This window comes from Thalassolituus alkanivorans (assembly GCF_020447205.1).
Taxonomy (GTDB): domain Bacteria; phylum Pseudomonadota; class Gammaproteobacteria; order Pseudomonadales; family Oceanobacteraceae; genus Venatoribacter; species Venatoribacter alkanivorans.
Genome location: NZ_JAJAEL010000012.1, coordinates 151,953 through 170,330, shown reverse-complemented (window position 1 = coordinate 170,330; position 18,378 = coordinate 151,953). Strand labels below are relative to the sequence as shown.

The window sequence follows — 18,378 nt, the reverse complement described above, 5'->3', positions numbered from 1 at the left end:
TTTTTCCCAGCATATGAGCTTTTACCAGCCTTTCTGCCTTACCCCAAAGCCGCCTGCTGACGCAGACGGCGGGCTTCTTCCCCACGCCCCTGCGCATCCAGCGCTTCGGCCATTAATAAGCGCAAACGCCGGGTTAATTCCCTGTCGCCACCGGCAAATACCAGCGCGCGCTGCAGTAACTGTTCGGCACGCACAGCATCGCCCATCTGCAGGCTGACCCAGGCCTGACGATAAAACACCGCCGGGTTACGCGGCTGAATCTGGCGCGCCTGATCAAGGTAGGTCATGGCTTTGCGCCACAGCTGTTGCTGGCGTGCCTGTTCGGCTTTGGCAAACAAACTGGCAACCGCCGGGTGATGTTCGCCCTGACTGAGTGAGGCCAGCATACCGTCCTGCCACTGGGGCAGGTCGTCGGCCGTTGCCTGTTGCTGTTCCGGTTTTGGCGGCAGCGGCGTACAGCCGCTCAGCCCACCCAGTAAGATAAGAAGAGATACAGCACTCAGAACAACCAGTCGAACCACGATTTTTTCTCCTCAGGCGCCGGTTCAGGCTGAAGCGGCTGACAGTCAGGCAGCGAAGCCGGTAAACGGCTGCTGATAAAAGGATAAAGCGTACCACGGCAACCGCCGCCCACCAGCTCGCCACGTTCATTGACTGCCGCAGAACGTAACGCCGAGGCTGGCAACAATGGTTCGCTGCCAACGGTGCGGAAGGTATCGAGCCAGATAGGCAGAGCGGCGCTGGAGCCGGCGAAAGGCATCGGCTGGTTATCGTCACGACCAACCCAGATAATGCCGAGATAGCGGTTATCGAAACCGGCAAACCAGGCATCGCGCTGGTCATCACTGGTACCGGTTTTCGCCGCCAGCGGGCCGTTAAGTACCTGGGTTAAACGCCGTGCGGTACCGCGTTCAGCTACCTGCTCCATGCCATAGCGCAGCCACTGCATCAGCGCCGGGTCGAAGGCCTGCTCGCCACGCAGCGCATAGGAAGACAGGGTTTGTCCCTGTGCGGTGGTGACCGCTTCAATGGAACGCAACGGCATCACAAAGCCCTGCGAGGCGATGGTCTGATACATGCCTGCCACCTCATAGGGCGACAGCGAAATAGCCCCCAACAGCATCGACGGATACGGCGGCACTTCGGCCTGCAGGCCCAGTTTATGGAAGGTGGCGGCAACATTGCTCAGCCCCACTTTCATGCCCAGACGGGCGGTGGCCTGATTCAGCGACAGCGCCAGACCATCGACCATCGGCACCACGCCGTGGGAACGGTGATCGTAATTCTGCGGCTGCCATAACTGGCCGCCGGGGCCGGATACCGACACTGGTTTATCTTCCAGCGGCGTGCCCCAGTGGTAACGGCCACTCTGCAGCGCAGTTAAATACACCACCGGTTTGGCCAGCGAGCCGATGGCACGCTTGGCGGCAAGGGCGCGGTTAAAACCAAAGAATTCGGCCTGACGCGATCCCAGCAACGCCCGCACTTCGCCGCCATCGACGCTGGTAATTACGGCTGCGGTTTCGAGCTGGCCTTTGAGCTTGGCCGAGCGGCTTTCCAGCTGTGCCAGCTGACGTTCGGCCGCCTGCTCTACCGCATGCTGTGCCCAGGGGTCGAGGGTGGTGAAGATATGCAGACCTTCGCTTTGCAGATCTTCCAGCCGGTAATCACGCTGTAGCTGGGCTTTGGCCAGTTCGAGGAAGGCCGGATATTCACGCTGACCGGCGCGGCGCGAATCGGCGGTCACCAGTGGCTGACCCTGCGCCAGAATGCGCTGGGCATCGGAAATAATGCCGTTCTCGGCCATTAATCCCAGTATCAGGTCGCGGCGCTGTTTCGAGCGTTCCGGATTGCGGCGCGGATTATAATAAGACGCGCCTTTGACCAGCCCGACCAGCGTGGCGATTTCGGCGGTACTCAGTTCCTGCACCTGTTTACCGAAATAAAAACGCGAGGCCAGACCAAAGCCATGAATCGCCCGGCGTCCGGCCTGCCCTAAATACACTTCATTTAAATAGGCCTGCAGAATCTGCTCTTTGCTGTAATGCAGCTCCAGCAGCAGTGCCATTAAGGCTTCCTGAACCTTACGTGCCAGTGTGCGCTCGCTGGTTAAAAAGAAATTCTTCACCAGCTGCTGGGTCAGGGTAGAGCCCCCCTGCACAAAACCACCGGCCTTGACGTTGGCCAGCATGGCGCGGGCAATACCACGCAGCGATACGCCCCAATGATCGAAGAAGGCTTTGTCTTCGGTAACGATCAGCGCGGCGACTAAAGCCGGCGGAATCTGCTCCAGTTTAACCAGTTCACGGTCTTCGTTATGAGCCGGGAAAATACCGCCGATATATTGGGGTTCCAGCCGCACCAGCGCCTGGTCGTCGCCGTCTTCAACAATGTTGCTGACCCGTCCCCGAGCGAATTCCAGCCGCAACTTGCGCGCCGGTTCCTGACCGTCCCAGAACGGAAAAGCACGGCGATAAACCACCCAGTCATCGCCATCGCGGTAATAACTGCCCGGACGCACCGCCCCGGCCTGTTCACGGTAATCGGCCCATTCCAGTTCGGCTTTTAATTGCTCCGGGCTGAGCAGCAGCCCCGGATACAATGCCAGCGGCCGGGCAAACACCTTGGCCGGCAGCGTCCATTTATTGCCATCGAACTTGGCCCGCACCTGAGCATCCAGATACACCAGCCCGGCCAGTGTCAGCACCAGCCCCACCAGCATCAGTCGTAATAGCCACACCAGCCAGCGTGGCCAGGCTTTGGCTTGATTCCGGGCCGCCGGACGGCGGGAAGCTGAACGCTTGGCAGAGGGGGAACGGGACGTCTTTTTACCGTTACGGGAAACCATCAGAACCTTCACTTTTTATCGTTGGCGGCATCATAACAGGCCACTGTTTACCCGCCTAACAGCAACCCGCTCTACAGCCATAACTACAAACAGGTGGATATCAGAGCGCCGGATGACAGAAACCAGCGGTCTGCGAACCTGTCATTCTGAACAGCAAAGATGACGACCGCACGACAGCTACGCGTGGTATATGCCTGTTCCCTGACATCATCATAAATAACAATGAGGACAGTTAAGTGCCGAATCGCGGACACAGAGCCTGCATTTATGGCGCTCTGCCGTACGCTGCTGTAAGGCCTGCGGTTGCAGCTGCGGCGCGGGTTTTCGCCGCCGTTGGCAGGCATAAAGCGGCCGTCATTTGAACAAGAGATATTAATCGTGACAATCCAATCTATTATCTGTATTTTTTGCGGAATATTGCCATTATGGCGCGCAGCAGCAGGGCGACGAATATGGCGATCTGTCTATGCAAACTGGCACTAAGAAATGGCGTACTCTTACCTCGGGCTTCGGTCTGCAGGTGGCATTAAGATACTCCTGAATTTCTTATGAGACCGGATAAACCGCTGAAGGTTTATCTGTTTTATTGGCTTCCCTCACGGGGAACGGAGCTGGAGAACTGGCTTAATGAAAATGCGTTTATTGGGTATTGGTTCCATGGCAGCCGCACTGATGGCAACTGCTGTTACTGCATCTGCTCAGGAAGAACTGCATATTTATAACTGGTCTGATTATATCGCCGAAGACACCATCGCCAATTTTGAAAAGGCGTCCGGTATCAAGGTGACCTATGACGTATACGACTCCAACGAAGTTCTGGAAGCCAAACTGCTGGCTGGCCGCAGCGGCTATGATCTGGCCTTCCCGACCGCGCGCCCGTTTGCTGACCGTCTGATCCGCGCCAAGCTGTATCAGCCTTATGACAAGAGCAAGCTGAGCAACTACGACAATCTGGATAAAGTTATCCTGAAATCCCTGAGCGATATCGACCCGGGCAACCAGTATCTGGTGCCTTATATGTGGGGTACTACCGGTATTGCTTATAACGTCGACAAAGTAAAAGCGATCCTGGGCGACGATATGCCACTGGACAGCTGGAAGCTGGTATTCGACCCGGAAATCAGCAAGAAGCTGTCAGCCTGTGGTGTTGCCCTGATGGACGACCCGACGGAAGTATTCGTTGCAGCCCGCGCTTATCTGGGCAAACCAACCGACGACTTCAGCAAGAAAGCCATTCAGGAAGCGGCCGATGTAATCGCCGGAGTACGCGCCAACATCCGTTACTTCCACAGCTCACAGACCATTAACGATATGGCCAACGGCGATATCTGTGTGGCTCACGGTTACTCCGGCGATATGCTGCAGGCTCAGGCCCGCGCTGCCGAAGCAGCCAACGGCGTAAACGTTGAATACATCGTACCAAGCGAAGGCGCTGTGGTATGGACCGACGTTGCCGTAATTCCGGCCGACGCACCAAACCCGGCCGCAGCACATAAGTTCATCAACTACCTGCTGCAGCCGGAAGTGATTGCACCTATTTCCAACTATGTGGCTTATGCCAACGCCAACGCCAAAGCCACTCCGCTGGTTGATGCCGAAGTGCGTAACAACCCTGGCATTTATCCGCCGGCTGCTACCCAGGAAAAACTGGTAGTGCTGAAAACGCCGACCGATAAAGAAGCACGTAATATGTCCCGTATGTGGACGCGGGCGAAAACCGGTAAATAATTCGCTGTTCACCGGATTACGCCGACCAGAACCTCGCAACGTTGGTTGCGGGGTTTTTTCATTTATCGGCAAACCTATTAACCGTTTCACTGGAGCGTCCGGAACGAGATGACACAGATTCGTCCAGCATCCTCTGAGCAGCCCTGGGCTGCGCCTGAAGAAGAGCCTATTGTCCGCATCGACAAGGTAACCAAGACCTTTGGTTCTACCTACGCCGTCGATGAAATCAGTCTGAATATTCACCGTGGCGAATTCTTCTCGCTGCTGGGTGCCTCAGGCTGTGGCAAAACCACCCTGCTGCGTATGCTCGGTGGTTTTGAAACCCCGACCTCCGGCCGCATTTATATCGACGGTCAGGACGTGACCGATGTGCCGCCTTACCTGCGTCCGATCAATATGATGTTCCAGAGTTATGCGCTGTTCCCGCATATGAATGTGGCGCAGAACATTGCCTTTGGTCTGAAGCAGGAACGTATGCCGTCGGCCCTGATCCGCGAACGCGTCGCCGAGGTAATGGCGCTGGTACAGATCGAAAAACTGGCAACGCGTAAACCGCATCAGTTATCCGGTGGTCAGCGTCAGCGTGTGGCGCTGGCACGGGCACTGGCCAAGCAGCCGAAAATTCTGCTGCTCGACGAACCGCTGGGCGCACTGGATAAAAAACTGCGCGAACACACTCAGTTCGAGCTGGTGAATATTCAGGAACGTCTGGGCATTACCTTTATTATCGTGACCCACGATCAGGAAGAAGCCATGACCATGTCATCGCGTATCGCCCTGATGCACGATGGCCGCATTGAGCAGGTCGACGCGCCGCGACGTATGTACGAATTTCCGGCCACCCGTTATGCCGCCAGCTTTATCGGCTCGGTTAACCTGTTTAACGGCCATGTGGTGTCCCATGAAAATGACATGGTGCTGATTCATTCGGAAGAAGCCGGCAGCGATCTGCTGGTGCATCACAGTCAGCCGCTGAATCCGGGCATGGAAGTGACCGTGGCTATCCGTCCGGAAAAAATCGCCGTACGTGATCATCACGGCGACGACCCGAACAGCATTCACGGCATTATTCAGGAAATTGCTTACCTCGGTGACGTGTCCATTTATCACGTTGAACTGCCAAGCGGTAAGCGTGTGCAGTTTACCCAGTCAAACGTACTGGCTCTGGCCGAGCAACCACTGACCTGGGGACAGGAAGTCGCGCTCAACTGGAATGCTTACAGCTGTGGGGTGCTGACTCAATGAACGGCTGGCTGCTGCAATTAAACAACCGTATCCGTGCGCTGCTGCCGGGTAAGGGTCTGATTGTTGGCGCGCCCTGGTTCTGGCTGGCGCTGTTTTTTGTACTGCCTTTTCTGTTTGTACTGAAAATCAGCCTGGCCGAACCACAACTGGCACAACCGCCCTATCAGGACTGGATCCGCGAAATTGAAGACGGCCTGATCACCATTAAGCTGAATTTCGGCAACTACGCCATGCTGTGGGAAGACGAGCTCTACCGCGATGCATTGTGGGGTTCGTTTGAAATTGCCGCGATCTCGACCTTTTTCTGTCTGCTGATCGGTTATCCGATGGCCTATGCCATTGCCCTGGCACCGACGCACTGGCGCATGCCACTGCTGATGCTGGTGATTCTGCCGTTCTGGACCTCGTTCCTGATCCGCGTCTACGCCTGGATTGGTATTTTAAAAAATAACGGTCTGCTCAATCATTTTTTAATGAGTATCGGCCTGATCGATCAGCCACTGGAAATTCTGCATACGCCCACCGCGGTTTATATCGGCGTGGTGTACAGCTATTTACCGTTTTTAGTGTTGCCGTTATACGCCACCTTAGTGCGGCTGGATAACACGCTGCTGGAAGCAGCGGCGGATCTCGGTGCGCGACCATGGAAACAGTTTTTAACCATTACCCTGCCACAGTCGGTGCCCGGCATTCTGGCCGGCTCGATGCTGGTGTTTATTCCGGTGATGGGCGAATTCGTGATTCCTGACCTGCTCGGTGGCCCCGACACGCTGATGATAGGTAAGCTGATGTGGACCGAGTTCTTCAGTAACAAAGACTGGCCGTTAGCCTCAGCGCTGGCGTCGGTATTACTGGTGGTGCTGATTATTCCGTTCGTACTGATGCGTCATTACGAACAGAAAGCCGCCGAAGAACTGAAGTAGGGGAAAGGTCATATGTTAAAACGCTATCCACTGCTGTTTGCCCTGCTGTTTCTCGGCTACGCCTTCCTGTATCTGCCGATTTTCAGCCTGATTATTTATTCGTTTAACGAAAGCCGGCTGGTCACCGTGTGGGGTGGTTTCAGCACCAAATGGTACGGTGAATTAATCAACAACGGGCCATTACTCGATGCCGCCTGGCTGAGTATTAAAATTGCGGCGCTAAACGCATCGATTGCTGTAGTGCTGGGCACGCTGGCGGCGCTGACGCTGGTGCGTCTGCGCGGTATCCGTGGCCATAAAAGCCTTGGCGTCATGGTAACGGCACCGCTGGTGATGCCGGAGATTATTATCGGTTTATCGCTGCTGCTGTTGTTTGTGGCGATGGAAGATTTAATCGGCTGGCCCGCTGGCCGTGGTCAGACCACCATTCTGCTGGCGCACGTTACCTTCTCCATGGCCTATGTCACGGTGATTGTGCAGAGCCGTCTCGCGCATATGGATACTTCCATTGAAGAAGCGGCTCTCGATTTGGGCGCACGGCCGGTAAAAGTCTTTTTTGCCATTACCCTGCCGATGATCGCTCCGGCGCTGGCCGCCGGCTGGCTGCTGGCCTTTACCCTGTCGATGGATGATCTGGTGATCGCCAGCTTTGTCTCCGGTCCGGGTTCAACGACCCTGCCAATGGTGGTGTATTCCAGCGTGCGTCTGGGCGTCAGCCCGCAGATTAACGCGCTGGCGACCATTATTATCGCTGTGGTGTCCACTGCAGTATTAATTGCCGGTGTCACCATGTACCGCAAAGAGCTGAAGGCGCAGCGTAAGAGCTGATAACTCTGTGGGAGTGACTTTGCAGGAGTGACTTTCAGTCACGATACCTATCGCGGCAGCAATGCCGCTCCCACACCTCATCACCTTATCCTTTATTAATTGCCCTGCCTCTGTTTTTTATCCCCGAAAACCCGCTAGAGTATTGGCTTCCTGTTTTTTATCAATAACGGAGCCCGCCCTTTTATGCTGTCCGCCGCACTGCACGACCACTGGCAACAGGTTACCACCGGCCTGACCGATCACGGTGAACGCACCGGTTTCGACTGGCCCGCGCTGTGGCAAAGCCTGAGTACCGAACAACAGGCACGGGCGCAGAAGGTGCTGAGCATCAGCGACTACGTGGCCGACGCCCTGCCGCGCGAGCCGCACTGGTTTACCGCCGCTTTAGCAGAAGACCGGCTGTCGCAGCCGCTGCCACGTGCCACCATCAGCCAGTGGCTGGATGAACTCAGCGCCGGCGCAGAAAGCGACGAAGACTGGCACAAGGCGGTGCGCGTATTACGCCGCCGGGCGATGGTGCAGATTATCTGGCGCGACCTGCTGCGTCTGGCACCAACACTGGAAACCACCCGCGCACTGTCCGATCTGGCCGATGAGTGTGTGGTGCGTTCGCTGGAATTTTTAAGCCGTTCATTGTTTGAACGTCATGGCCACCCCATCGGCAAAGCAAGCGGCAATGAGCAGCAGATGCTGGTGCTGGGCATGGGCAAACTTGGCGCTTATGAGCTGAATTTAAGCTCCGATATCGACCTGATTTTTACCTACCCGGAAAGCGGCGAAACCAGCGGGCCGAAGGTGATTACCAATCAGGAATTTTTTGTAAAACTCGGGCAGAAGCTGATTCAGGCACTGGATAAACACACCGCCGATGGCTTTGTCTTCCGCACCGATATGCGTCTGCGTCCTTACGGCCAGAGCGGTCCGCTGGTGATGAACTTTGCCTCGGTAGAAGAGTATTACCAGGATCAGGGCCGCGACTGGGAACGCTACGCCATGGTTAAGGCGCGCATTATGAACGGCGAGCAAAGTGCAGAAGCGAAAGAGCTGCTGAGCATTCTGCGCCCCTTTACCTACCGCGTGTACGTCGACTACAGCGCCTTTGCCTCACTGCGTTCGATGAAGGCGATGATCAACGCCGAAGTGCGCCGCCGTGGTCTGGAAATGAACGTGAAACTCGGCGCCGGTGGCATCCGCGAAGTGGAATTTATCGTACAGGCCTTCCAGCTGATCCGCGGCGGTCAGGATAAGAGCTTACAGACCCGCGAGCTGGTAAAAGTGCTGGGCATTCTGCAGGCCGAAGGCTATCTGCCCGCCGCTGCCTGCGACGAGCTGAAGCAGGCGTATTTATTTCTGCGTGACAGCGAACACGCGCTGCAGGCATTAAACGACGAACAGACCCAGCTGCTGCCGGAAGACGACAGCCTGCGCGCCCGGGTGGCTTTAGCGCTGGGCTTCAGCGACTGGGACAGCTACCTGAACGAGCTGGAGCAGCACCGCAGCAAAGTGCGCCATCATTTCGCCCAGATCGTCGCCAGCGATGACGACAACGAAGAAACCGACGAGCTGCAGCAGGTGTGGAGCGATCTCTGGCTCGGCGAGCTGGACGAGCAACAGGCCGCTGCCTTTCTTGAGCAGCATCCCTGCGCTAACTCAACGGAAGTGCAACAGCAGCTGAGCAATTTCCGCGATTCCCGTACCGTGCTGAAAATGCAACAGATTGGCCGCGAACGTCTCGATGCCTTAATGCCGCTGCTGCTGCAGCAACTGTGGCAACAGCCTGAGCCGGTCACCACGCTGGAGCGCATCGTGCCGCTGCTCGAAGCCGTGGTACGCCGTACCGCCTATCTGGTATTGCTGAAAGAAAATCCGCAGGCCTTAACCCAGCTGGTTAAGCTCTGCGGTGCTTCCAGCTGGGTGGCGGAATACATCACCCAGACGCCGCTGCTGCTGGACGAATTATTAAGCCCGGCCAATCTCTACCGTTTGCCGGAGCGCAAAGAACTGGCGGAAGAATTACACCTGCGCCTGCTGCGCGTTGATCCGGAAGATCTGGAACAGCAAATGGAACAACTGCGTCAGTTTGTGCGCGCACACAAACTGCGCGCCGCCGCCTGCGAAGTAATGGATGCCCTGCCGCTGATGAAAATCAGCGACTACCTGACCTGGCTGGCGGAAGTGACGCTGCAGACAGTGATGGAGCTGTCGTGGAGTCAGATGGTGGCCAAATACGGTTACCCGACCAATACCGCCGGCGAAGCGGTAAGCCAGCCGGAATTTGCCGTTATAGGCTATGGCAAAGTCGGCGGACTGGAGCTGAGCTACAGCTCCGACCTTGATCTGGTGTTACTGCACAACAGCGCCAGCGGCCGCTATACCGACGGCGAGCGCAGCCAGGATAACGGCGTGTTCTATACCCGCATGGGTCAGCGCATGATTCATATTCTGACCACCCAGACCCGCTCCGGCGATCTGTACGAAGTCGATATGCGTCTGCGTCCGTCCGGCAACTCCGGCATGATCGTCGCCTCGATGAAAGCCTTTGAGGAATATCAGCAGAAGCACGCCTGGACCTGGGAGCATCAGGCGCTGGTACGCGCCCGCGTATTGTGTGGCAGCCAGCAGGCAGCGGATGAATTTCAGGCCATCCGCAACGCCACCCTCAGCCAGCCACGCGACCTTGGTAGCCTGCGCGAAGAAGTGCGAGCCATGCGTCAGAAAATGGTGGATAATCTCGGCTCCAAAGATACAAGCGGCCAACAATTTCACCTGAAGCAGGACGCCGGGGGTATTGTTGACATCGAGTTTCTGGTTCAATACGGGGTTCTGGCCTGGTCACACCAATACCCAGAGCTGTTAGACGTTACCGACAACATGCGGTTGCTGGACGCGTTCGACACAGCCGGTCTGATGGATCCACAAGATTGTCAGACCCTGCAGGAAACCTACCTGTCCTACCGAGCCGAAACTCACCGGCGTGCATTGCAGAAACAAAAGCTGTTACTGGATTCAGACACCCTGTCCAAACTTGGCTTCAATGCGCGGCGCAACGATGTGACCCGACTGTGGAAACTCTGGTTGGAGACTGATACGGCCTCGTGATTACGCGTATCATCCCCGGAACACATATTTTTTACTGAATTTAGAGTGAGGTCCTTATGCTACCTTCCATGTCCGACCGCGATGGTCTGATCTGGCTAGACGGAGAGTTGGTTGACTGGCGCGAAGCGAAAGTCCACGTACTGACTCACACCCTGCACTACGGCATGGGCGTTTTTGAAGGGGTGCGGGCTTACGAAACAGCACAGGGCGCGGCGATTTTCCGCCTGCAGGAACACACCGACCGCCTGTTCAACTCGGCCCACATCCTGAACATGAAACTGCCTTTCAGCAAAGCCGAGATTAACGAAGCCCAGCGTGCTGCTGTGCGTGAGAACAACCTGAAAAGCGCCTATATCCGCCCGATGGCATTCTACGGTTCTGAAGGTATGGGCCTGCGCGCCGAAAACCTGAAAGTACACGTGATGGTTGCTGCCTGGGAATGGCCAGCCTACATGGGTGAAGAAGCCAAAACCCAGGGTATTAAAATCCGTACTTCAAGCTTTACCCGCCACCATGTGAACATCACCATGTGTAAGGCCAAAGCCAACGGTAACTACATGAACTCCATGCTCGCCCTGCGCGAAGCACTGGACAGTGGCTGTGAAGAAGCCCTGCTGCTGGATAACGAAGGCTACGTAGCCGAAGGTTCCGGCGAGAACTTCTTTATGGTGACCAACGGCGTGATGTACACTCCGGAACTGACTTCCTGCCTGGACGGTATTACCCGCCGCACCATTATGGAAATGGCGCGCGCCCGTGGTATCGAAGTGCGTGAAAAACGCATCACCCGCGACGAAGTTTATATCGCTGATGAAGCCTTCTTTACCGGTACTGCCGCTGAAGTACTGCCAATCCGCTCACTGGATGGCCGTATCATTGGTGAAGGCCGCCGTGGCCCGGTAACCGAAATGCTGCAAACCATGTATTTCGATACCGTAACCGCTAAAGATCCGTTTAACGCTGAGTGGGTTACTCCGGTTAAATAAGCCGGTGCTTTAAGCGTTAGTAATAAAAAACCCCGGCCTGCCGGGGTTTTTTATATCTGACAAACGTCGTTACAACATTGTCGTCCTGTCAGAGTCATCTGATCACTATCAGCGCTTACAAAAGAACCTGTCCATTAAAGGTCAGATTCCAGGTACAGGTTATCGTCTCACCATCAACCTCGGTAGAGCTACCTGAACCTGTTCCGCTGATCACAGCAGTTTCAGGATTGACTGTCAGTGTATAGCTTTCCTGTGAGGTATAACTGTAGCCGTCTTCCGTTTCCTTGTCTGAGCTTTTAATAGTAAAAGTATTTCCTTCTGCAGCAGAAAAAGATTCTTTATAATCGGAATTCAATGTACGGATATAGCCCTTTTTCCAGTTGATAACAGAATAATCGTCATAATCTATAGAGTAAGGGCCATCACCGCAGTTTTCATTACCGGTTATTGAATGTTTAACCAGGTTTTCACCACCGGCCAGCTTCAGCGTTTCACGGTTAAGAGTTGTCAGTATCAGTTCAAAATTACCTGAACTTTCAATACTTTCAACGCTGACACTATAATTCACGTTATTTGCTGCATCAAAAATAATATATTCTTCGGAAGAAAAAGTGTCAGCTTCTTCATTCACCGAGTAATCGCTCGCGCGTACAGAAAGGTCCAGATCTTCCGCTCCGGAGGTCAGACGCACGAGAACATTATCAACGTCTGCCTGAGCCAGGTAATTGAAATCCAGAGTTGCGCTATCACCGATAGAGCCTGTATTACGGCTGTGTAAAATGATACTGTCTGCATCATTAACCGTTGCAGAGGTCAGTGATGGCTGGCTAGGGGCGCTCAGCAGAGCACTTTCGTTAATGCTGATATTCAAGCCATTATTACTGCTGCTATCATCACCACCACAGGCCGTCAACAACGCCGCTGCGAATAAAGCTCCACTTACTTTAACTTTCATAAGAAATGTCCTTAATATGTATATATCCAAGAGGCCACATTCTACCGTTATTAAATAGCCAGTGCAGCTGTTAATCTGCGACAAATATCGATATACCTATATTGGATTCCCTACCTCATAATGATTACTGTTATCAGAATTTTTTTTCTGACCAAAAAAGGCCTGATTATATGTGCGAACTCCTTGGCATGAGTGCCAACACCCCGACCGATTTATGCTTCAGTTTTACCGGCCTGACCCAGCGCGGTGGTAATACCGGACCGCATAAAGATGGCTGGGGCGTGGCCTTTTATGAAGGTAAGGGCGTACGCCAGTTTCATGACCCACAACCCAGCTGCGAATCACCCATCGCCGGCTTGCTGCAGAACTATCCGATCAAAAGCAAAAATGCGATCTGCCATATCCGCCAGGCCAATGTCGGCGATATCTGCCTCGCCAATACCCATCCTTTTGTGCGTGAGTTATGGGGACGCCACTGGGTGTTTGCCCATAATGGACAGGTGCCGGATTTTGTCCGTCATGTCGGTATGTATGAACCGGTAGGCGATACCGACAGTGAAAATATTTTCTGCGATTTAATGAACCGTGTGCGTCAGACATTACCGCGCGATGCCATGCCACAGCAGCTGGCCGGGTGCCTCGTCAGCTTTGCCCATGAATACGCTCAGCAGGGTGTGTTTAATTGTCTGCTCAGCAATGGCGACTGGTTGTTTACCTACTGCAGCACCAAGCTGGCCTGCATCACCCGTCGTGCACCCTTTGGCCCGGCACAATTAAAAGATGCCGATGTTACCGTCGACTTTGCCGCCGAAACCACACCCAACGATGTGGTCAGCATTATCGCCACCGAGCCATTAACCGCCGAGCAAGACTGGCATATTTACCAACGCGGTGAGTGGAAATTATGGCAACTGGGCGAAGTGGTTGCTGAAGGTTTAACCTCGCTTCCTGCATGGAAAAGCAACTGATGCGCCTGCGTTTTTCAGCTCCGCTTTCTGTATTGTTTTCAGCTTCGCTGTCTGCCTTGTTTTTTGCCCTGCTGCTTGCTCTGTTTTCTGTTCTGAGCTGCAGTGCAGCTGTATCAAACGGGGAAGATAAACCTGCGGGCGTTCGCAATATTATTTTGTTAATCGGTGATGGCATGGGCCCGGCGCAGTTCGGTCTGCTGGAAAGTTATGCCCGCCGCGCACCCAACAGTATTTATCAGGGCCGGCCAACAGCGGTCAGCCAGTTAATGCAACAGGGGAAAGTGCTGCTGTCCGATACCGGGCCGCATGACGTGTTGGTCACCGACTCAGCCTGCTCCGCCACACAGCTCGCTATTGGCGAAGCCAGTGGCAGCGAAATGATTGGCTTAAATGCCCGTGGCGACAGCGTTGAAACCATACTGCAAAAAGCCAAACGTGCCGGCATGCGTACCGGTCTGGTTTCCGACACCCGTATTACCCACGCCACCCCGGCTGCTTTTGCCGCACACCAACCACACCGCCGCTTTGAAAATGAGATAGCCGCTGACCTGTTAACCACCGCCCCGGATTTAATGCTGTCCGGCGGACTGCGTTATTTTCTGCCGCAGGACGCTGCAAACATCAGCACAGAGCAGCAAAAAAAAATCAGTGCAGCGCAATTAACCTTAAAATCAAAACGCACAGACCAGCGCAACCTGCTCAGCGAAGCGCAACAGCAGGGCTATGCACTGGCCTTCAGTCGCGAGCAATTAGCACAACAGCAGCATTTACCTGTGCTTGGTTTATTTGCCAGCTCGGCCATGGATGATGCAATTTATGCCAGCCAGAATCCGGATTCAATACAACCGGATTTAAACGAATTAACGCGCAAAGCGCTGCAGTTACTGGGCGCTTCTGAACACGGCTTTTTTCTGATGGTGGAAGGTGGCCAGATCGACTGGGCCGGGCATAACAACGATGCCGGCGCTCTGCTGCATGAACTGTTGCGTTTTGACGCTGCGATTCAGGAAGTAGTGAACTGGGCAGCAGGCCGCGATGATACTCTGGTGGTATTAACCGCCGACCATGAGACCGGCGGCTTTGGTTTTTCCTACAGCGCGCACGATGTTCCGGCGGCCAGAACGCTACCCGGTAATGGTATGCGCGGTCAGGCTTTTGCCCCCAACTATAATTTTGCGCCACTGAGTCTGCTCGATCGTTTATACGCACAGAAAAAAGGCTATTACCGCCTCTGGGCCGATGCCAGTTCTAATGGTAAAAAGGGGTTACCCACAGCGGATTCATTAATGGCTGAAGTGAATGCGGCCCTGGATTTTCCGTTTTCGCGTACACAGGCCGAACGGGTCTTGCGCCGCGATCCCAATCCGCATTTTGATCCGCAGACCGATGACCCGGCAGGCGCAACTCAGCCGCATATCGAAGACTTCAGTGATTTTTACGTATACCGCGAAGAGCGCTATCTGAATGCACTGGCTCGTGAGCTGGCCTCCGCACAGAGCGTGGTGTGGAGTACCGGCACTCATACCGCGGCGCCGGTGCCGGTGGTTATCAGCGGACCAGAGCCGATACTGCAGAATTTTCAGGGTTTTACCCAGCATGCAAAATTGGGGCATCAGCTGAAAGCGCTGATTAAAACCGACTGAACCGGGCCGACTAAACTGGGCGACTGAAAAATTGGCCGGCACCAGATAACCGGCACTAAAGCATCTTCTGCATCAGCCGGATTCCCCGGCGCTGATGCACAATAACCGCAGCAATATGACCAAGCACCAACAGAGCCAGCAACGCGCAGGAATAATGGTGCAAGGCTGCAAAGAAGGCGGTGGCAGCCCCGGCCCGGAGCGGTGGCATTAATTCCGTCAAACCAAACACCGGAGCCGGACGCTCCAGCATAAACACCCCGCTGAATAATACAGCCAGCACAACAACATAAATCAGCCCGTGACCCGTGGCTGCCAGACGCTGCTGCCGCACAGTCAGCGCTGTTGTCACCGGTTTCGGCTGCAGCACAGCCAGAACCGAGCGCAATAAAAAGAACGGAATAAACAGCAGAGTCAGCGCTACATTAAAGCGGCCAAGCCACTGCTGAACATCTGCGGTTAAAGGAAAAAATGCCAGACAGGTACCGCTGATCAGAGCCCAGATAATTACCAGTGCTGACAACCAGTGCAGGCTGCGGCGCAAACCGCTGTAACGATAGTCAGTGGATATATTCATCGGTACGTTATAACCGGGAAATATGTCTGGCGGATGAAACGCCGCCACTTACAGATTGCTACTTCACCAGAATTAAGCGGCCGCTTTCCGGATCGCGATAAACCTGTCCCAGAGATTCATACCCTTCGCGCCCTTCACTTTTTTGCTGCAGCTGTTGCTGTAACTGTACCGGCATCTGCGTTAATTCTTTTCCGGCCTGTACCGGCTGTGCCGCCGGCAACTGAAAGTGCTGGCGTAATTCCGGGCTCAGCGCCACCAGCGCCGCAATTAAGCCACAGGCGAATACCAGCATAATATCGACAAGGTTTGCCAGCGGGCCAAGGGGCTCACTTTCTTCACTGTCAAAAGCACTGCGGCGCCACTGATCGCTCATAATGCATGCGCCTGTGTTTGTTGCCGTTCAAGCTCCAGTAAACCGGCATCGTACCAGCGCCGGCGTAGGCGTCCGAGGACAAAGCCAGCAATCCCCGCCAGCAGACCAATCACCGTGGTATCAAAGGCAACGGTCATGGCGGTTGTCAGAATGCGGATTTCGCCATCCCCCAATGCCGCCAGCCCGGGACCAAGCGGAATTAATGTCCCCATTAAGCCCAGCATCGGTGCAATGCGGGTAATAAAATCGGCACGCTCGATCCGGCGTTTTCCCACGCTGAGTAAATAATCGCGGTCGCCTCTGGCCACCAGACGACGGATCACACCAAGACGCTCACTGCAGGCAATGCCTGCCTCGTATAACGCCAGTAAAACGAAAAATAATAATGCCCAGATAACCGGCTGCAGCAGCAGCCCGGTCAGTTGATGCAGCAGGGTCAGACCCAGTTCGCTGATATTAAAAGCCATCGTTTTTTCCTGAAAATAATGTTGCTGAACGGTGTCTGTTCACGGTTAAAGCAGGCCCGGATTATTTACAACCGGCGAGCGCGGAACATACCCGCGACCGGCAACAACAGCGCCAGCAGTAATAGCCAGCCGTATTGCCATGCTTCTGCCGCGGGTTTCTCCGCACTGCCGGAGCTTTGCCCGTCAGTGGCCATTGCCGGCTCCTGCGGTTTGTCGTCAGGCAGAATAATTTCCTGAATATGATGCGGTGCTTTGGTGTCGGCGGCAGAATCATCAGGCAGGCGGCTGGCGGCCAGCACCTGCTCCAGTTCGGCAGCCAGCGCCGGCGCAATCAGACGCTTTACCTGCTCATACAACGGATGATTGGCATGGGTATGACCACTGCCGGGCAAACCATGGCGCACAATATTACCGGCCAGCATCTGCGCCAGTTGTTGCCGGGTCGCCGGGTCGGCATCCCAAAAACCTTTATCGGCGGCCACCAGCATCACCGCGAGGATATTGCTCTGTACCTGTACGTTGTGGCCGTCCTGCCAGAACTCCTGCATCCCCAATTGCAGGCTGTCGTCGATATAAACCGCTTTTACGTCTTCCCACACCCAGTCATCAATGAGCTGGGGGCTGGTTACCTGCCAGCCCCACAGGTACTCAATAAACTCGCTGCCCATCGTCCGCGCACCGGCATAGCCTTCAGCCATTAACGGACTGATCCACTGGCGGTTAAGAAAACGCCCGCGCAGCTCACCCAGTAACGCCTGTTGCAGTGACGTAATCTGCAGCTGATCGTTATTGCTGTGATCAATCACAAAACTGGCCGGGGCTTTACCGGTCAGACTTTCCACCGCCAGGTTCAGACCACCGAGATAATCAAAGGCGTCATTGTTATCCATCAGACCGTAGAGATTGCTGGCACGGCCAAGGTAGGTGTTGGCCACCGCCTGCAGTTGTTGCTGATAAGCCTGCTGGCGGCCGCTGCCGGAACTCAGCGAGCGCTCCTTCAGACCGTAGGCGTGTCCCATACGGCGGATAAAAACGTCTGCCAGTTCAGAGCGTTCCTGCCAGGCAGATGAGCGTTCAGCCAGACGGTTAATCCCGGCCCCATAAGAACCCGGCGCTGCCGCAAACACGCGCAGACTGGCCGTCTGTGCCAGCTCTGCCACATCGGCCGACGGCTGGGCCTGCAATTGGCGCCGCAGTTCATCAACCCAGTTACGCGCAACCAGATTCTGCTCCAGCGGTTCATCCGTGAGCACGGTATCCGGGCCCGCATTCTCTGTTGCCAGCTGCGCCGAGACCGGTGCCAACGTCTGCTGCAGGGCATAGCTCAGCGCCGGGTAGTCACGTTCAATGGTGGTGCGGCTGGCCGCCAGCGCCAGCAGCACGGCTTCGTCCAGCAGCGCCAGCTGGCTGCCGTATAAATCGCGGAACAAACCGGAACTGGTGAACAGCACATCACGACGCTGCGGCCGTGCAGCACTTAACGGCAGGCGCTTCAGCCCTTTGATAATGCCGCGGCCATTCCAGACCGGCTCGACCCCGAGCAGATCCAGACCAAAGGCAATCATCGCGCCTTCATCCCGTACCGCATCCGAGGCCCACAGAATCACAGCGTCTTTTTCACCGGCGGCCAGCGTCTTAGCACGCGCCTTCTGCGCCAGCTCGCGGCCGACCGCAGCGCCGGTCGGACTCGGCAACAGGCTGGCATCCAGCGCGTAAAAATTACGCCCGGTAGGTAATGCCT

Annotated in this window: 15 protein-coding genes; 8 read left to right on the top strand and 7 right to left on the bottom strand. The window is 55.2% G+C overall.

What is annotated here, in order from left to right:
- Positions 1-38: 38 nt before the first annotated feature.
- Positions 39-521: a tetratricopeptide repeat protein gene (locus LGT44_RS08540; RefSeq protein WP_230331101.1), complete on the bottom strand. Its 483-nt coding sequence runs from the start codon at positions 519-521 to the stop codon at positions 39-41.
- Positions 500-2,848 carry a penicillin-binding protein 1B gene (mrcB, locus tag LGT44_RS08535; RefSeq protein ID WP_230331100.1) on the bottom strand — a complete coding sequence of 783 codons (2,349 nt, stop codon included), beginning with the start codon at positions 2,846-2,848 and terminating at the stop codon, positions 500-502. The genes LGT44_RS08540 and mrcB overlap by 22 nt, the downstream gene beginning before the upstream one ends.
- 633 nt (positions 2,849-3,481) lie before the next feature.
- On the opposite strand from mrcB, the gene LGT44_RS08530 reads away from it, so the two are divergent.
- From LGT44_RS08530 to LGT44_RS08505, 6 genes are all read left to right on the top strand, one after another.
- Positions 3,482-4,576: a polyamine ABC transporter substrate-binding protein gene (locus LGT44_RS08530; protein ID WP_222428515.1), complete on the top strand. Its 1,095-nt coding sequence runs from the start codon at positions 3,482-3,484 to the stop codon at positions 4,574-4,576.
- Between the two features lie 108 nt (positions 4,577-4,684).
- Complete coding sequence (locus tag LGT44_RS08525; RefSeq protein WP_145466837.1) at positions 4,685-5,821, top strand: ABC transporter ATP-binding protein; 1,137 nt, start codon at positions 4,685-4,687, stop codon at positions 5,819-5,821.
- A complete protein-coding gene (locus tag LGT44_RS08520; RefSeq protein ID WP_230331099.1) occupies positions 5,818-6,744 on the top strand; it encodes an ABC transporter permease subunit in 927 nt (308 codons plus the stop codon). The genes LGT44_RS08525 and LGT44_RS08520 overlap by 4 nt, the downstream gene beginning before the upstream one ends.
- Before the next feature lie 12 nt (positions 6,745-6,756).
- Complete coding sequence (locus LGT44_RS08515; RefSeq protein ID WP_230331098.1) at positions 6,757-7,572, top strand: ABC transporter permease subunit; 816 nt, start codon at positions 6,757-6,759, stop codon at positions 7,570-7,572.
- A gap of 183 nt (positions 7,573-7,755) precedes the next feature.
- A complete protein-coding gene (gene glnE, locus LGT44_RS08510) occupies positions 7,756-10,671 on the top strand; it encodes a bifunctional [glutamate--ammonia ligase]-adenylyl-L-tyrosine phosphorylase/[glutamate--ammonia-ligase] adenylyltransferase (RefSeq protein ID WP_230331097.1) in 2,916 nt (971 codons plus the stop codon).
- 56 nt (positions 10,672-10,727) lie between these two features.
- Positions 10,728-11,657, top strand: a complete 930-nt coding sequence (locus tag LGT44_RS08505; protein ID WP_145466845.1) for a branched-chain amino acid transaminase — start codon at positions 10,728-10,730, stop codon at positions 11,655-11,657.
- 115 nt (positions 11,658-11,772) lie between these two features.
- Here the strand turns inward: LGT44_RS08505 and LGT44_RS08500 are convergent, their stop codons facing one another.
- Positions 11,773-12,612: a hypothetical protein gene (locus LGT44_RS08500; RefSeq protein WP_230331096.1), complete on the bottom strand. Its 840-nt coding sequence runs from the start codon at positions 12,610-12,612 to the stop codon at positions 11,773-11,775.
- Between the two features lie 170 nt (positions 12,613-12,782).
- Between LGT44_RS08500 and LGT44_RS08495 the strand changes: the two genes are divergently transcribed.
- Positions 12,783-13,580, top strand: a complete 798-nt coding sequence (locus LGT44_RS08495; protein WP_230331095.1) for a class II glutamine amidotransferase — start codon at positions 12,783-12,785, stop codon at positions 13,578-13,580.
- Positions 13,565-15,223 (top strand): alkaline phosphatase, encoded by a 1,659-nt coding sequence (locus LGT44_RS08490; protein ID WP_230331094.1) that lies wholly within the window; start codon positions 13,565-13,567, stop codon positions 15,221-15,223. Before LGT44_RS08495 ends, LGT44_RS08490 begins: the two co-directional genes overlap by 16 nt.
- Positions 15,224-15,278: 55 nt before the next feature.
- Here the strand turns inward: LGT44_RS08490 and LGT44_RS08485 are convergent, their stop codons facing one another.
- From LGT44_RS08485 to LGT44_RS08470, 4 genes are all read right to left on the bottom strand, one after another.
- The gene (locus LGT44_RS08485; protein ID WP_230331093.1) at positions 15,279-15,797 is read right to left on the bottom strand and encodes a cytochrome b; all 519 of its coding nucleotides are present in this window, start codon (positions 15,795-15,797) and stop codon (positions 15,279-15,281) included.
- A 58-nt stretch (positions 15,798-15,855) separates the two neighbouring features.
- Complete coding sequence (locus LGT44_RS08480; RefSeq protein WP_145466855.1) at positions 15,856-16,170, bottom strand: DUF2149 domain-containing protein; 315 nt, start codon at positions 16,168-16,170, stop codon at positions 15,856-15,858.
- A complete protein-coding gene (locus tag LGT44_RS08475; RefSeq protein WP_225691467.1) occupies positions 16,167-16,637 on the bottom strand; it encodes a MotA/TolQ/ExbB proton channel family protein in 471 nt (156 codons plus the stop codon). Before LGT44_RS08475 ends, LGT44_RS08480 begins: the two co-directional genes overlap by 4 nt.
- Positions 16,638-16,702: 65 nt before the next feature.
- Positions 16,703-18,378: cobaltochelatase subunit CobN (locus LGT44_RS08470; protein ID WP_230333563.1), on the bottom strand; the 1,676-nt coding region annotated here is incomplete at its 5' end.

Excerpts from the sequence above, each read along its gene's own strand:
- LGT44_RS08485 (WP_230331093.1), bottom strand. The coding sequence starts at position 15,797 with ATGAATATATCCACTGACTATCGTTACAGCGGTTTGCGCCGCAGCCTG.
- LGT44_RS08525 (WP_145466837.1), top strand. The coding sequence starts at position 4,685 with ATGACACAGATTCGTCCAGCATCCTCTGAGCAGCCCTGGGCTGCGCCT.
- mrcB (WP_230331100.1), bottom strand. The coding sequence starts at position 2,848 with ATGGTTTCCCGTAACGGTAAAAAGACGTCCCGTTCCCCCTCTGCCAAG.
- LGT44_RS08505 (WP_145466845.1), top strand. The coding sequence starts at position 10,728 with ATGCTACCTTCCATGTCCGACCGCGATGGTCTGATCTGGCTAGACGGA.
- LGT44_RS08530 (WP_222428515.1), top strand. The coding sequence starts at position 3,482 with ATGCGTTTATTGGGTATTGGTTCCATGGCAGCCGCACTGATGGCAACT.
- LGT44_RS08475 (WP_225691467.1), bottom strand. The coding sequence starts at position 16,637 with ATGGCTTTTAATATCAGCGAACTGGGTCTGACCCTGCTGCATCAACTG.
- LGT44_RS08515 (WP_230331098.1), top strand. The coding sequence starts at position 6,757 with ATGTTAAAACGCTATCCACTGCTGTTTGCCCTGCTGTTTCTCGGCTAC.
- LGT44_RS08480 (WP_145466855.1), bottom strand. The coding sequence starts at position 16,170 with ATGAGCGATCAGTGGCGCCGCAGTGCTTTTGACAGTGAAGAAAGTGAG.
- LGT44_RS08520 (WP_230331099.1), top strand. The coding sequence starts at position 5,818 with ATGAACGGCTGGCTGCTGCAATTAAACAACCGTATCCGTGCGCTGCTG.
- glnE (WP_230331097.1), top strand. The coding sequence starts at position 7,756 with ATGCTGTCCGCCGCACTGCACGACCACTGGCAACAGGTTACCACCGGC.
- LGT44_RS08495 (WP_230331095.1), top strand. The coding sequence starts at position 12,783 with ATGTGCGAACTCCTTGGCATGAGTGCCAACACCCCGACCGATTTATGC.
- LGT44_RS08490 (WP_230331094.1), top strand. The coding sequence starts at position 13,565 with ATGGAAAAGCAACTGATGCGCCTGCGTTTTTCAGCTCCGCTTTCTGTA.
- LGT44_RS08500 (WP_230331096.1), bottom strand. The coding sequence starts at position 12,612 with ATGAAAGTTAAAGTAAGTGGAGCTTTATTCGCAGCGGCGTTGTTGACG.